14 protein-coding genes and 2 riboswitches are annotated in these 14,094 nt (G+C 39.6%); of the genes, 1 reads left to right on the plus strand and 13 read right to left on the minus strand.

The genetic code is table 11. The features are described from left to right. Position 1: 1 nt before the first annotated feature. From JNUCC25_RS13235 to JNUCC25_RS13280, 10 genes are all read right to left on the minus strand, one after another. A complete protein-coding gene (locus tag JNUCC25_RS13235; protein WP_029322125.1) occupies positions 2 to 1,198 on the minus strand; it encodes a bifunctional cobalt-precorrin-7 (C(5))-methyltransferase/cobalt-precorrin-6B (C(15))-methyltransferase in 1,197 nt (398 codons plus the stop codon). Beyond that, on the minus strand, positions 1,188 to 2,291 hold the full coding sequence (locus JNUCC25_RS13240) for a cobalt-precorrin-5B (C(1))-methyltransferase (RefSeq protein WP_028413119.1): 1,104 nt from the start codon (positions 2,289 to 2,291) through the stop codon (positions 1,188 to 1,190). The genes JNUCC25_RS13235 and JNUCC25_RS13240 overlap by 11 nt, the downstream gene beginning before the upstream one ends. 3 nt (positions 2,292 to 2,294) lie before the next feature. Continuing rightward, the gene (locus tag JNUCC25_RS13245) at positions 2,295 to 2,942 is read right to left on the minus strand and encodes a precorrin-8X methylmutase (protein ID WP_013083415.1); all 648 of its coding nucleotides are present in this window, start codon (positions 2,940 to 2,942) and stop codon (positions 2,295 to 2,297) included. A gap of 5 nt (positions 2,943 to 2,947) precedes the next feature. Next, on the minus strand, positions 2,948 to 3,715 hold the full coding sequence (gene cobK / locus JNUCC25_RS13250) for a precorrin-6A reductase (RefSeq protein WP_013057314.1): 768 nt from the start codon (positions 3,713 to 3,715) through the stop codon (positions 2,948 to 2,950). Beyond that, positions 3,712 to 4,629 (minus strand): sirohydrochlorin chelatase, encoded by a 918-nt coding sequence (locus JNUCC25_RS13255; protein ID WP_064471739.1) that lies wholly within the window; start codon positions 4,627 to 4,629, stop codon positions 3,712 to 3,714. Before JNUCC25_RS13255 ends, cobK begins: the two co-directional genes overlap by 4 nt. A gap of 18 nt (positions 4,630 to 4,647) precedes the next feature. Further along, positions 4,648 to 6,270 (minus strand): precorrin-3B C(17)-methyltransferase, encoded by a 1,623-nt coding sequence (cobJ, locus tag JNUCC25_RS13260; RefSeq protein WP_029322133.1) that lies wholly within the window; start codon positions 6,268 to 6,270, stop codon positions 4,648 to 4,650. 13 nt (positions 6,271 to 6,283) lie between these two features. Then, positions 6,284 to 6,664, minus strand: a complete 381-nt coding sequence (locus JNUCC25_RS13265; protein WP_013057317.1) for a (2Fe-2S) ferredoxin domain-containing protein — start codon at positions 6,662 to 6,664, stop codon at positions 6,284 to 6,286. Positions 6,665 to 6,765: 101 nt separating this feature from the next. Further along, positions 6,766 to 6,945, minus strand: a riboswitch (cobalamin riboswitch). 118 nt (positions 6,946 to 7,063) lie between these two features. Continuing rightward, a riboswitch (cobalamin riboswitch) is annotated at positions 7,064 to 7,242 on the minus strand. A 146-nt stretch (positions 7,243 to 7,388) separates the two neighbouring features. Next, positions 7,389 to 7,547, minus strand: coding sequence for a hypothetical protein (locus JNUCC25_RS13270; protein ID WP_013057318.1), 159 nt, complete (start codon positions 7,545 to 7,547; stop codon positions 7,389 to 7,391). 352 nt (positions 7,548 to 7,899) lie between these two features. Then, entirely contained in the window at positions 7,900 to 8,937 is a 1,038-nt protein-coding gene (locus tag JNUCC25_RS13275; RefSeq protein ID WP_029322135.1) for a M42 family metallopeptidase, read from the minus strand. A gap of 107 nt (positions 8,938 to 9,044) precedes the next feature. After that, entirely contained in the window at positions 9,045 to 10,316 is a 1,272-nt protein-coding gene (locus tag JNUCC25_RS13280) for a cation:dicarboxylate symporter family transporter (RefSeq protein WP_029322137.1), read from the minus strand. Between the two features lie 386 nt (positions 10,317 to 10,702). Between JNUCC25_RS13280 and brnQ the strand changes: the two genes are divergently transcribed. Beyond that, positions 10,703 to 12,058 (plus strand): branched-chain amino acid transport system II carrier protein, encoded by a 1,356-nt coding sequence (gene brnQ, locus JNUCC25_RS13285; RefSeq protein WP_013057321.1) that lies wholly within the window; start codon positions 10,703 to 10,705, stop codon positions 12,056 to 12,058. A 39-nt stretch (positions 12,059 to 12,097) separates the two neighbouring features. Here brnQ and JNUCC25_RS13290 read toward each other — a convergent pair whose 3' ends face one another. The 3 genes from JNUCC25_RS13290 to JNUCC25_RS13300 all read right to left on the minus strand — a co-directional run bounded on the left by JNUCC25_RS13290 (position 12,098) and on the right by JNUCC25_RS13300 (position 14,031). After that, a complete protein-coding gene (locus JNUCC25_RS13290) occupies positions 12,098 to 12,475 on the minus strand; it encodes a hypothetical protein (protein WP_013057322.1) in 378 nt (125 codons plus the stop codon). Positions 12,476 to 12,489: 14 nt separating this feature from the next. Beyond that, on the minus strand, positions 12,490 to 13,647 hold the full coding sequence (locus JNUCC25_RS13295; protein ID WP_029322142.1) for a hypothetical protein: 1,158 nt from the start codon (positions 13,645 to 13,647) through the stop codon (positions 12,490 to 12,492). Between the two features lie 186 nt (positions 13,648 to 13,833). Next, positions 13,834 to 14,031, minus strand: coding sequence for an IDEAL domain-containing protein (locus JNUCC25_RS13300; RefSeq protein ID WP_013057324.1), 198 nt, complete (start codon positions 14,029 to 14,031; stop codon positions 13,834 to 13,836). Positions 14,032 to 14,094: the final 63 nt, after the last annotated feature.

Below are 14,094 nucleotides of genomic sequence, written 5' to 3' on the forward strand. Positions count from 1 at the left end.
TTCATTCTCCTCTTCTGGCTGTAATAATATAAATGGGGTTTAAAGCGTCAAATCGCGTTAAATGTAAAATGGGCTTGCTTCTCGAAATTTGTGCAAGGGTAACAGCAGTCTCAAAGCCTCGTTCTTTAAAAGCTTTCATCGCTTCTGCTAAATTTTCAATCGTTACGGCATTTAATACGATGCGCCCTCCTGAATTTAATCGACTGCAGCAAACATCTAAAATTGTTTCCATGCCTCCTGCTGTACCTCCAATAAACACCGCATCAGGATCAGCAAACTCATTGAGTCCTTCCGGTGCTTTTCCGTGCACAGTGTGGGCGTCTACTCGAAATTTCGATAGATTTTCCCTGCAGTTTTCTAAGTCTGCTTCATTTTTTTCCACGGCAAAAATTTGTCCTTCACGCGCAATTTTAGCCGCTTCAATTGCGACTGAACCCGTACATGTTCCGATATCCCATACGACGCTGTCTCTCTTTAGCTGCAGGGCGCTAATACTAAGTGTACGAACTTCTTTTTTGGTAATAAGTCCTTTGTCCGGCTTGCGTTGAATAAATTCATCGTCCTCTATTCCAAGAGGCCAGACTGGGCTCTTTTCTACCTGCTTTAATATCACGACATTAAGCGGAGAAAAGAGTTGATTCGCCGCCTCTTCCAGCGAAAGCAGCTGACAGCGCTCCGTTTCTCCACCTAGGTTCTCTGCCACAAACATCTTGTATTCTGTCATGCCGAATGATAATAAGTAGTTTGCCAGAGCACTAGGAGAATTTTGCTCATCGGTTAAAATCGCCACTTTTTTATAGCCGTCAATGCGCTGAGCCAGTCCCTTCATGCTTCTGCCGTGCACGCTTGTAAAATAAGCGTCTTGCCATCGCTCTTTTAGACGTGAGAATGCAAGCTGAATAGAACTTAAATAAGGATATATTTCAACGTCTAGCTTCGTAGAAAGATAGCTCCCAATTCCGTAAAATAACGGGTCGCCTGAGGCTAACACAACCGCATTTCCTTCTTCGTTTTTTAAACGTTCAACAAGAGGAGAAAGACCCCCTTCAATCGCTACTTTTTCTCCTTCGAAATCTTGAAAAAAATCCAGGTGACGCTTTCCTCCAATTAGCACATCACTTTCATACACCCACTGTTCATACATAGGAAGCAAACTTAACTTCCCATCGTCACCAATTCCAATAATTTTAATTGCCATGTTGCACCGCCTGTCCTAAAAAATCTCCTTTTAATGTGTAAAGAGACGTATCGACATCGATTCCGTCCCCTACTTCCTTTAATGCTGATAAACAGCAGTACTCGCACAGTTTTTCAAAAAACTGATGATGACCGCTTTGCGTCATTAAATCTCCCACTTGAGAAGCTGTGTTTGCACCTTTTATTTCTTCTACCAGTTCAGCAGAAGCGCCTGACTCAGAAGCCGCTTTTGCTAAAAAATTAAAATCAATGGGTGCACTTTTTGAATGAACCATCATAACGCCTTGCGCGACTTTTGAAAACTTTCCCATCATGCCTACAAGCGACACTTTTTTCATTCCTTGCTTTTTACATTGTTTTAAAGTAAATCCAACAAAATCTCCCATTTCGATAAATGCTTCTTCCGGAAGTTCAGGGAACTGTTTCATTCCATACTTTTCGCTTCGGCCCCCTGTCGTAATGACAACGTGCTCACAATTACTCGCTTTAGCAACGCTGATGGCCTGCACGATACTTGCTTTATAAGCAGCTGTTGAGAACGGAACGACAATCCCCCGCGTCCCCAGTATCGAAATGCCTCCTAAAATACCTAGACGCGCATTTAATGTCTTTTTCGCCATTTCTTCTCCTTCAGGAACCGAGATGACAATCTTAACGCCTTTTTGTATATTGTATTCAGCTAGAAGCTGCTCAGCCGTTTCTTTCAGCATCTTTCTTGGAACAGGGTTAATGGCTGCCTCACCGACAGGAACTGGGAGGCCGGGCTTTGTCACACGCCCTACTCCCACTCCTCCATCAATGATAATGTCTGCACCATTACACCACGAAACTTCAGAAATAATCAGCGCTCCGTGCGTGGCATCGGGATCGTCTCCAGCATCTTTAATGATGCTAGCTACAGCGCTGCTTGTGCGATACTCGCATTCTTCAAGATGAAATGTAGCAAAGCGGCCGACAGGTAAGTAAATCGTTGACTCATCTTGCACTTCTCCTGAAATTAGCGTAAGCAGAGCTGCTCTCGTAGCTGCCGTTGCACAAGCGCCCGTCGTATAGCCTTCTCTGAGTTTCTTAGGTTCTTTTGGTACTTCCTTCATGCGTTACACCTGATCTGCAAGAATTGAAATTGCATTTAATGCAGCAACCGTTACCGTACTGCCGCCTTTTCGCCCGATGTTTGTAATAAACGGCACGTCAAGTTTTGCAAGTTCTTCTTTAGATTCAGCTGCTGAAACAAATCCTACCGGCAGACCAATAACAAGCCCAGGCTTCGCTTCTCCTTCTTTAATCAAACGAATTAATTCAAGTAAAGCTGTGGGTGCGTTCCCAATTGCAAAAATTCCTCCGTCTGCTTCTTTGATGGCTTTTCGCATAGAAATAATTGCACGCGTTGTATTTAAGCGCTTTGCTTCTTCCATTACGTCCGGATCTGAAATATAAACTTTGATTTCACCGCCGTGTTTTTCAATTCGCTGCTTGTTTGTTCCTACTTGCACCATTTGTACATCTGCAACCACTTGCTTGCCGCTGCGAATGGCTTTAATTCCTGCTTGAATCGCATCCGGATGAAACAGCATGCTGCGTCCAAGCTCAAAGTCTGCAGACGCATGAATTACGCGCTGAACAATTGGGTACTGTTCGTCTGTAAACGGATGAGGCCCAAGCTCTTCTGTAATCATTTCAAAACTTTTTCCTTCAATTTGCTGAGGCTGAACAGTTAACGGTTTAAATTCTGTACGAAAATCCATCTCAATCAACTCCTAGTTTGGTTTACTAAAGCATGAACCACTTCTTCAAACGTGGAATACACGGTCCCATACTCAATTTTCGGTCGCCCAATCATAATAATATCTAAGCCTAACTCTTTAGCTGCTTCCACTTTTTCATCCACAGATCCAACTTTTCCGCTTTCTTTTGTGACCATGACTGTCACTCCGTATTGCTTATACAGCGCTCGATCAAACTCTTTTGTAAACGGCCCTTGAATAGCAATAATATTTTTTTGCGGAAATCCTAATTGCTGGCACTTTTCCATATTATCCAGCCTTGGAAGCATACGAGCAACAAGCCGTACATCTGAAAGAGGAAGCAGCTTTTCTGTAAAAACCTGCAGCGTCTTGCTGCCTGTTGTCAGCATAATAACTCCTTTTTTCTCAGCTGCTACTTCTGCTGCTTCTTCATACGTAGAAACCATCGTCATATTATCATAGGTAAAAGCCTGCGAAGCCCGCTCATAGCGTATGTAAGGAATCGCTGTTTCAGCAGCCGCACCGATAGCATTTTTAGATGCTTCTTCCGCAAAAGGATGACTTGCATCCACAATAGCTTTTACACGATGTTCGTTTACAAAATCCGTCATATCTTCTTTTGTGAGACGTCCAATTTTCACTTTCACTTCTGCACGCTGTAATTCGATAGCTGCGTTTTCGGTTACAACCGTTGCCGTAACCTCATGACCTGCTTTTTTCACTTGCACGGCTAATGCACGTGCATCGCTAGTTCCGGCTAACAATAAAATCATTTTAGCTCGCCGACCTTATCTTCACGGTGTTGATGGTCGTGATGGTGATCGTGGTGATGGTGTCCGTGATCATGGTCATGGTCATGATCGTGATGATGGTGGTGATCAATATGCTCCATAATGCCGAGGCGATATTGACACGTATCGCAGTTCATTTTCACTTCACCTTCTAATCCTTCTTCAGCACGTTCTTTTAAAATTGTCTGCAGTTTTGGGTGAAAACCGAAATAGCCGGCTAGCTTAAACTCAATGTTTTCATGCTGCATTTTATACTGCTTCACCATTTCTTCTAATCGCTTAATTAATACTCCTGTAAATAAGAAATACGGGAGAATAACCACTTTTTTAGCGCCCAATTTCAAACATCGCTCCACGCCTTCATCAATCAGTGGTGCGGTCACGCCCATAAAAGAAGTTTCGACGATTTTATAATTTGTTTTTTCCCAAAGAAGGCGCGTAATTTTATATAAATCACTGTTTGCATCAGGATCACTTCCTCCTCGCCCTAAGACAATAACAGCCGTGTCTTCAGCTGGAGTTTCTAAATTCTCTCCTGATTCTTGTAATCTCGTTTTTAAAATTTCAAGGGCTTCTTCATGAACGCCAATGGGACGTCCGTATACGAAGTTTACGTGTGGATATTTTTCCTTTGCTTCATCTATAGCCGCCGGAATATGTATTTTAGAGTGTCCAGCAGGCAAAAGCATAATTGGAATTACAACTACATCTTGTGCTCCTTTTGCCACACATGTATCAATGCCTTGACTTACATTTGGGCGTTCAAATTCTAGAAAACACGTTTCTACTAAAATAGATGCGTCCCAATCATGCTTCATAGTCGAAATAAATTCCCGAATTTGATCGTTCCCTTCAGGATCTCTGCTTCCATGACCGACAAATAAAACTGATTTCATATAATGTCCTCCTATTTTTTAATCTCCACACGGAGCTGGTTCTACTTTTATTTTTGGTGTTATATCTTGATAGTCGAATCCATAAACGTTCTTCACACGCTTAAAGAATTTATGAAATCGCTCATTAGGATGACCTTTTTCTTTATATTCATGGATAATGTTCTCCACTATTTCAACAATTTCATCGGGTGCTATGCCTTCCGCCACAATTTGACCTGAATGCGCATTGCGTCCAACCGTTTTAGCTCCTAAAAATAAATCAAACGCACCTTTTCTATAGACAATGCCGATATCTTCTTGAACAGCGCCGTAACAAGCCATACCGCATCCATTGATACCAAGCTTCAGCTCTTTTGGCATGTCCATTCCCCCGAGGCGCTTTTGTAATTCTTCCGTATGTGGAATAGCATCGCTTTTTTCTCCATCGCAAAAATCACACGCTTTGATTGTGAACACGTCTCCGACCGGAGATAGTAAAAAGGAAGCTGCTTGGAGCTTTTTAATAATCACATCTGGCTGAGCCGTTGGAATTTGCAGTTTAATTTGATGGTCAGGTGTATACTCCATCGTACCTTTTTCACCAACAACTTCCGCTAGTGTTGTCATTTGAACAGGCGTGAATTTCTTATTTGCAAGTCCTGGACTAACTGCTACTTCAAAGATAGACTCGATTGGCTGGTGTACGACCGCAGAAGTGGATTCACCTAAAATTGCTTGAAGCGCTTCTTCTGCAAGAGCTCGTGAAGTTGCTTTTTCTTCTCTTGTGTTCTGAACTGCTTCAATAGCTGAAGCTGTTTGCTTTACAGTCTCTTCTTGATCGAGAGCCCATGGTTCTGCTTCTTTTCGAAGTCGCTGATGCGGTCTTAGCGGCTGCTCCGTTTGGTTGAGGGTATATTTCCGCTGATATCCTCGCGGTGTAATCATTAAATCGTCGTAAAAGAATGTAGATGAATTTCCGACAACAACGGTAGTCAGCATGCCTATTTCATGGTTTAACATGTCTTTTAAGTTGGTCATTACGACTTCTTCACGGTCACGATAAGCGCTTTTAACAAGACCAACAGGCGTATCAGGGGAACGGTACTTTAATAGAATCCTTTGCGCTTCAACAATTTGTCTTGTTCGTCTTCCGCTTTTTGGGTTGTAAAAAGCCACTACGAAATCTGCTTGTGCAGCTGCTTCAATTCTTTTTTCGATTAGCTCCCAAGGCGTAAGGTGGTCACTTAAACTAATCGTACAAGCATCGTGCATCACGGGCGCTCCAAGGAGAGATGCGCATGAATTAATAGCCGAAATGCCAGGAATTACTTCCATCTCTACGCCCGTTTCTTTTTTCCAGCCTTTTTCAATCAACACTTCATACACAAGGCCTGCCATTCCGTATACTCCTGCATCTCCGCTTGAAATGACAGCTACGGTTTTGCCCGCTTCAGCTTGCTTTACAGCTTCTTGTGCACGGCTTACTTCTTCGGTCATTCCCGTACTAATAATTTGCTGATTCGTTAACAGTCCTTGAATTAGTTCCACATAGGTTTTATAACCGATGATCATATCACTTTCTTGAATGGCTTCTCTTGCTCGCTGTGTAATATGTTCAAAGCTTCCTGGCCCAAATCCAATAACTAACAGTTTACCTTTCATGCTAGCTCCTCCTTTATGCGTTACTTTTTACTTTGTCAATTCCTTCTATGGAGTCACTGTTTTCCGGAGAAACGAAACCATTTTGATCACATTCATAAATAAGCGATTCCTTTATACTGCAGCCTCCTGCTAAATGCTCTTTGACAATCCGGTGAGCCACGGTTTCAGTGACCTGCTTGTACCAATCTCCTGAAGGATAGACGATAGCTACAGGAGCATCTTTGCATCGTCCGTTACAGCGCGTACGCGTTGTATGAACCGTTTCATCCAAATCCAGTTCCGTCACTTTATTTCGAATAGCCTGCGTGGCTTCTTCTCCACCTTTTCTCATACAGCTGCTTCCATTACAAATCAATACGTGATGTTTTGTTCCATTTAAGTTCCACGTCGTCACACTCATTCGCTCCTTTACTAAAAAAAGCGCCTCTATCAATGATAGAGGCGCAGAAAATTCAAACTAAGTTTTTGCACTTCCACCTATATCCCGTAGGGTAAGCTTCGCATTAGAAAAAGGCTGGTTTCCTGACTTCGATTCATCACTTGATTGCGCCTTCCCGAATACAGTGGCATATGCAATCAGCTCCTCTTCACAGTGGCGGGTACCGCGCTGGCTTTACACCAGACTTCCCATTTAACGCAATGTGAACATTGCGCACCTTTTTTGCACGATATGTAGTTTTAGGATATGAGAAAAACCCGCTTCGCTAATATGCGAGCGGGTAAAACGTCAGAATAAGAGTGTACACGAATGCCACTTTAAGCCAACGTTTCCCTTCCCGCTCCCCGGAGAAATAGAAACTTCACAATAAAGACAGGTCTCCTGACTTGTGTATCATTCTACTTGAGAACCTTCCCGTGATTTTTTCACAGTGGTTATACTCGTTCGTCCACACTTACAGTTGCGGGGACAGTACTGGCATTTCACCAGTTTCCCTATTAAGCCTTCTTGGCATCTTTACTGTTGCTGTTTGATATATATGAACCTTTTAAACTATCAGAATAATAGAAGTAACTACCATATCATAGCGTACATTTTTTTTTATTTCAACTCTATTCTTTTCGGAAGATACAAGTATCTATAAAAAAACAAGAGCATAAAATCAGCTCTTGTTTTTTCATTATATAGCTACTAATGTTAAATGAGGATCATTATAATACACAACTTCTGAAAGAACTTTACAGCCATTTGTTTTAGCAAAAGCTTCTCTCGCCTGTTTTTCAGTTTCAAATTCAAACATTTTCATTTCTTTTCCAGCATATACCGTCAGTACCCACATGAAAAGATTCGCCTCCGATTATTGTAGTGATCGCTATATCCACATTATGCCGAAACCATTTCCTTTTGAAAACCCATTCTACAAAACTTGTCACAAGAAACTTTTAAAAATTTAAAAACATTTTAACTTCTGTAAATGAACACAATGTACAAAAGGTTTAAGCAGTATTGTACCTCTTTAAAAAAGGTGCTTTTTTAACCCACTGTTGCTTCACCAGTAAAAAAATATATAGTATTTATTAAAAAAAGAAGCCGGACAGCCGGCTTCTTTTTTAGGAAAGGAAAGGACAGACATCACAATCCCGTCCTGTTCTTTATTTTGCATAAAAATACATTAATTAAATATTCCTTTCTTAAAGCAGAACCATGTTCGACTGCACATAGTAATAAAGAAGCTTATACGTATGATTCAATGAATCTTGATGCGTTCTCTCAAACGCATGAGAAGAATCAATTCCTGGACCAATTAAGCCGTGTACGATATCGTGTCCGGCACGAATAGCAGCAGAAGCATCTGATCCGTAAAACGGATAAATATCTAATTTGTACTGAATATCATGCTGCTTAGCTAGCTCCACCAAATGCCTTCTCAAACCGTAATGATATGGGCCGCTTGAATCTTTTACACAAATAGACACGGTGTATTCATCAGTAGATTGTCCATCTCCCATAGCACCCATATCAACCGCTAAGTATTCTACTGTTTGAGGCGTAATGTTGGAATTTCCTCCGTACCCAATTTCTTCATTATTTGAAATGAGAAAGTGCGTAGTGTATGGCAGTTCGATCTGTTCTTCTTGAATTGTTTTCATGAGCTGAAGCAATAAAGCTACGCTTGCTTTATCATCGAGATGACGAGATTTAATAAAACCGCTTTTTGTTATTTCTACACGAGGATCAAACGAAACAAAGTCGCCGACTTCAATTCCAAGGCTGCGAATATCTTCTGCGCTATGTACTTTTTCATCCAGTCGAATTTCTATATTTTCTTGATTCCGCTCAGCTTTCCCTGCATCTTTATACACATGAACAGATGTTTGATGCATAAGGATGGTTCCTGTAAATACTTCTCCTGATGAAGTTTCAATTTCACAATATTCTCCTTCAATAGAATTGTAGCGAAACCCTCCAATCAGGTCGATTTTCAGACGTCCACTCGGTTTGATTTCTTTTACCATAGCACCTAATGTATCGACATGAGCCGTCAGCATGCGGTGGTGATCTGTATCTTTACCGGGAATAGTAGCGACTAAGCCTCCTTTTCGATTGCGATACGTTTGAATATTTAGCTCTTTTACATAGTCTTCGACAAATGAAATTACCTTTTCTGTATTTCCAGAAGGACTGGGAATCGAAACAAGCTTTTTAATTAACTGAACAGTTTCCGTCATTATGACACTTCCTTTGTCTCTCATTTCTTTTATTTTACCATATGTTTCAAAAAAGATAACAGGCAGCTCCAAACAAAAAAGCCGGGCAGCTGCCCGGCTTTTTTGTTTTAAGCTATGTTTGATTTCTTTAATTCATTTGTGTAATTTAATGATTTTTGCTTATCAAACTCGCCTTCAGACTTGGACATTACAATAGCAGCTAAAGCATTTCCTACTACGTTAACTGTGGTACGCATCATATCAAGAATGCGGTCAATTCCTGCAATAAATGCCATGCCTTCAAGAGGGAAGCCCATAGATTCAAGTGTAGCAAGTACAACTACAAACGATGCCCCTGGTACACCAGCCATTCCTTTTGAGGTTAACATTAGCACAAGAAGGAGCTGAATTTGATCCATAATGGAAAGGTCGATGCCGTACATTTGAGCAATAAACAGCGATGCCAGCGCCTGATAAATGGTTGAACCATCTAAGTTAAACGTGTAGCCCGTTGGAATAACAAACGATGTAACCGATTTAGAACAACCGAAGTCTTCCATCTTTTTGATAAGAGATGGTAAAACGGCTTCTGAACTTGCCGTTGTAAAAGCAAGAAGCAGCTCGTCTTTTAACACTTTTATCAGCGTAAACATGCTTGTTCCAGCCATTTTAGCAATAATCCCAAGAACCACAAGCACAAAGAAAATCATGGTGAAGTAAACGGCGAACACTAATTTTCCTAATGGAATAAGTGATCCGACACCAAACTTTATAATATTAACACCAATAAGTGCAAATACACCTACTGGAGCAAATTTCATCACCAAATTAGTTACCCAAAACATTGCATCCAAGACGCCTTCAAAAAAGGCTAAAACAGGTTTTCCTCTCTCTCCAATCGAAGCTACGCCTACACCAAACAGTACGGAAAATAAAATGATTGGTAAAAGATCGCCTTCTGCTACCGATTGAAAGACGTTTGTCGGAACAATATGAAGAAGCTCTTGAGCAATCCCTGTACTTTCAGACGTTTTTGCCGTTGCCTCATATTGAGAAATATCACTTTTTTCAATATGTCCCATATCAACCCCTGCACCAGGGTGGAATAAGTTCGCGGCAATAATCCCCACTACAATAGCAATGGTTGTAACAACTTCAAAATAAAGAATTGTTTTTCCGCCAAGCTTACCTAATTTTTTGATATCGCCTACTCCTGCGACCGCTACGATTAATGCTGAAATCACGATCGGTACGACAATCATCTTAATTAAATGAATAAATATGTCTCCAACCGGCTGTAAAATAGAAATGGCTGTATCGCTTCCATAAAAAATAGCACCTACAGCTACGCCTAAAATCAGTCCAATTAGAATCTGAGTTGCTAGACCTAACCTTTTCACTTTCTTGCTCCTTTCGCACAGTTGACTTTCATCCATCGAGCATATGCGGTTCCGCGAACCGTGTATAAATATACATCCTTAAAGCACCTTGTGTAAACAATTCTTTACTAAAAGGATGTAAGGCCGCACATGCGAATTTTTAAAAGCCACGGTTCTGTTTTATCATATCAAATAATTGTTGTATATTGAGATTTTTTTGCTAAGTATTTTTCTATTTTTGCTATTTCAGCGAATAAATTAAAAAAATAAAATTTTATATTGAAATATGCATTTTAGGTTAGTATAATACGATACATGTTTATTTTTATTATTCGAATATAAAATTCTGAAAATTTTAATTATTCAACACGATAATAAAAAGCATTTATAATTTTGGAGGTTTTAATGTGTCAAACAAAGTTCCTTTTTCATTTATAGTGGTTATTGGCTTTATGCTTTTTGCCCTATTCTTCGGCGCAGGTAATTTAATCTTCCCTGCAATGTTAGGTCAGTCTGCTGGAAGCAATATTTGGTCAGCAAACGCTGGATTTTTAGTAACGGGTGTAGGTCTACCTCTTCTAGGTGTTCTCGCATTTGGTTTTTCCGGAAAAGAGGATCTGCAGTCTTTAGCTAGTCGCGTACATCCAGCTTTCGGTATTATCTTTACTACAATTTTATACTTGGCAATCGGACCGCTTTTTGCGATGCCGAGAACGGGAAGCGTTTCGTTCGAAATCGGCGTTAAGCCTTTTTTATCAGAAAATTCAGGGCACCTTCCCCTTATCATTTTCACGGTAATTTTCTTTACTATTACCTGTTTTTTTTCGCTAAACCCTGCGAAAATTGTCGATTTAGTAGGAAAAGTTTTAACACCTATTAAATTAACGTTTATTGGAATATTGGTAGTTGTAGCCGTCGTGAACCCAATTGGAAAATTTGAAGCACCAAGCGAAGCTTATACAACACACGCATTTTTTAAAGGCTTCCAAGAAGGCTACTTAACAATGGATACACTAGCATCATTTGTTTTTGGAATCATTATTATTAATGCAATTAAAGAAAAAGGAGCAAAAACTAACCGACAAATCATCACAATTTGTGCAAAAGCTACGGCTATCGCTGCCGTTATTTTAGCTCTTATTTATAGTGCATTGTCCTATATGGGTGCTTCAAGCGTATCAGAGCTTGGACGTCTTGATAACGGAGGTACGGTTTTGGCTGAAGTATCAAATTACTACTTTGGCTCTTACGGAGGAATTCTTTTAGGTCTGATGATTACCGTTGCTTGTTTAACAACAAGTGTAGGCCTTGTAACATCTTGTTCATCTTTCTTCCATAAGCTGTTTCCAAGGGTTTCTTATAAATTAATTGCTGTTATTTTATCAGCATTCAGCGCCGTTGTAGCGAACTTTGGTTTAACGGAATTAATCGCTATTTCGGTTCCGGTCTTAACAGCTATTTATCCGTTAGCTATTGTGTTAATTGCTTTAACATTCTTACATCCTTTATTTAAAGGCCGTTCTGAAGTTTACCAAGTAAGCCTTCTGTTCACGTTTATCGTTAGTTTATTTGATGGCTTAAATGCTGCTGGATTCAAAATTGCGGCAGTAAACGATCTGTTTACATCGATTCTGCCTATGTATGGAGTGGGTCTCGGCTGGGTAGTTCCTGCTATTGTAGGAGGATTAATCGGTCTTGGCATTACCTTCCTTCGTACAAATGATAATACGAACAGAAACACTTCAAGAAAATTAATTAAATAAAAAGAGGATGCGAGTGCATCCTCTTTTTATTATGGCGTCTTATGAATAAGGAGTTTTTTTCTCCATTAACTTCACTTCTTCTCTTAACACATGTTTTTCGTATAGATATTTATCCGTACGTTGAAAATGATATTTATCAGCTTTTTCTTTTTCAGATGTGGTCAAAAGCACTCGATGATTAGAAGCATCTGACACACCAAACGTTTCATTTTGATAAGTAGCATACGGAGCTACAAAAAACACTTCTTCAACAGCATCACGAGGAACTTCTTTTGTAAAAGTCGTGTCATTGTATGGAATGAATCCGTTTGCTACATCGCCTTCATCATAGCTAATTAGCTTTACACACCCGTTTTCCGTTTCATAACATTCATAATCTCGTTCATTATATGCTGCATACAAACCTTTTCGAATCACAAAAAACCAGTCCTTTACATTGGGTTAGCAACCGCTGGTACAAATCGTTTCTCTTCTGCCACATAGGTAGCTAAAAGTACTTCTTCCCTATTTACCACTTGGTATAGTTCCGCTCCGTTTGCTGGTGGATAATAGTTATCAAATTTGAACTCTGGAACGGTTTCCCCGTTTCGAGATCCTGTAAACCCATTAAGCGTACATGGAGGTCCGTCTGTTGTTTTTCCTCCGAACACAGTTCCGTAGGGAATATCAACGTGGCTTATCGCTTGCGATTTAAATTTGATTACACCGTACGTCGATCCTTCTTCAGGAAACGGCCTTTTGCCTGAACCATCGGTGTAATCTAAACGTAAGCTTTCAACAAAATCTTTGTACGAAGTAATATCATGAACATCTTCAGCTTTAGCTACATATCCTCCCACTGCTGTATAAGATCCATCTACATACTTTTCAATATCTTTAGCAGGGATCGTTTTTTGCAGCAGCGTATCTTTTGTAAGGGGAGAAACAGAGTCACGTATAGCCTTCATTACTTCTATTTCATGAGAAGTTAATGTTTTAACATCCTTTAATTTTAGTTCATTAAACTCCTTTTTTGTAAGATTAACGCGCTTCAGCACTTCATTAATTTTTTGATCAAAATCTTCTAAGCTTTCTAAATCTGAAGCCGTATAATGAGCATCAACTGCTCTTACATCTTTATGTACTTTTTTAACTTCATTTAATTCATACTGTTCTACTTCATCAGCCGTTTTAAACGTTTCAACGCTTGAAATGGTTTCGCCATTCGTATCAGCTACAACGTAACCGTCTTCAGCTTTGATTACATATCCGACTTCTCCGTTACCTAACGCAATTAAGTCTGACTGTTGAAAAGCGGCTTTCTCTTTTTCTTTTTGAAATTCCTTATCTGTCATTCCCTTAGTAACGAGAGCTTTAAGTTCTGACGTGTCTTTACTGTCTTTTTGATTTGCTTCTACTTTCTCAGCTGTAACTGATGAAGTTTCTGTATTAGATGGAGAATGAGTGACCGTCCCGATGACAAAAATAAGACCAAACACAATCCCTATGCCATACAAAAATTTGCTTGTTTTATGAGCTCTAAATAAAATTCCTAACACAATGCAAACAATACCTGCAATCAAGCTATCTACTAATAATAGATGTCCCAATCAAACCCCTCCTCTTTAATTCTTGTTTATGTTAAAAAAATCCATAAAAGAAGTCGATACAATTAATGTAAATAAAGTTTTAAATAGGAATATATTCATAATTATTACTAATTAATCCCTTTTAGTAGGTCTCAAAAATAAAACACACCACCTAAAAATAGATGGTGTGTGAAGTATAGTAAGTAATTAAGAAATTTGTTTAAGTTCTGATGAGAGTTTTAAAAACTCTTCTTTATTTTTCATCAATAGCGTGCGGTCGATTTCTTCTTTTAGCTGTGCTTTACGAAATTCTGCAATCGCCTTGTCTAAAATCATCTCAGCGAATAATGCATCAAGCACCTTTCCGTTGGATTTTTGCGGTGAATTAAGTAAATTCTTTTTCATAAGAAATCAACTCCTTGGCTTTTTTATAATATAACACAAATATTCTGACTTTTCAATCATTTA

Source organism: Priestia sp. JNUCC 25, assembly GCF_053667915.1.

Coding starts and splice junctions, on each gene's coding strand:
- JNUCC25_RS13235 (WP_029322125.1), bottom strand. CDS start 1,198: ATGGCAATTAAAATTATTGGAATTGGTGACGATGGGAAGTTAAGTTTG.
- cobJ (WP_029322133.1), bottom strand. CDS start 6,270: ATGAAAGGTAAACTGTTAGTTATTGGATTTGGGCCAGGAAGCTTTGAA.
- JNUCC25_RS13255 (WP_064471739.1), bottom strand. CDS start 4,629: ATGAAATCAGTTTTATTTGTCGGTCATGGAAGCAGAGATCCTGAAGGG.
- JNUCC25_RS13270 (WP_013057318.1), bottom strand. CDS start 7,547: ATGTGGGTACTGACGGTATATGCTGGAAAAGAAATGAAAATGTTTGAA.
- cobK (WP_013057314.1), bottom strand. CDS start 3,715: ATGATTTTATTGTTAGCCGGAACTAGCGATGCACGTGCATTAGCCGTG.
- JNUCC25_RS13300 (WP_013057324.1), bottom strand. CDS start 14,031: ATGAAAAAGAATTTACTTAATTCACCGCAAAAATCCAACGGAAAGGTG.
- JNUCC25_RS13240 (WP_028413119.1), bottom strand. CDS start 2,291: ATGAAGGAAGTACCAAAAGAACCTAAGAAACTCAGAGAAGGCTATACG.
- JNUCC25_RS13275 (WP_029322135.1), bottom strand. CDS start 8,937: ATGACGGAAACTGTTCAGTTAATTAAAAAGCTTGTTTCGATTCCCAGT.
- JNUCC25_RS13245 (WP_013083415.1), bottom strand. CDS start 2,942: ATGGATTTTCGTACAGAATTTAAACCGTTAACTGTTCAGCCTCAGCAA.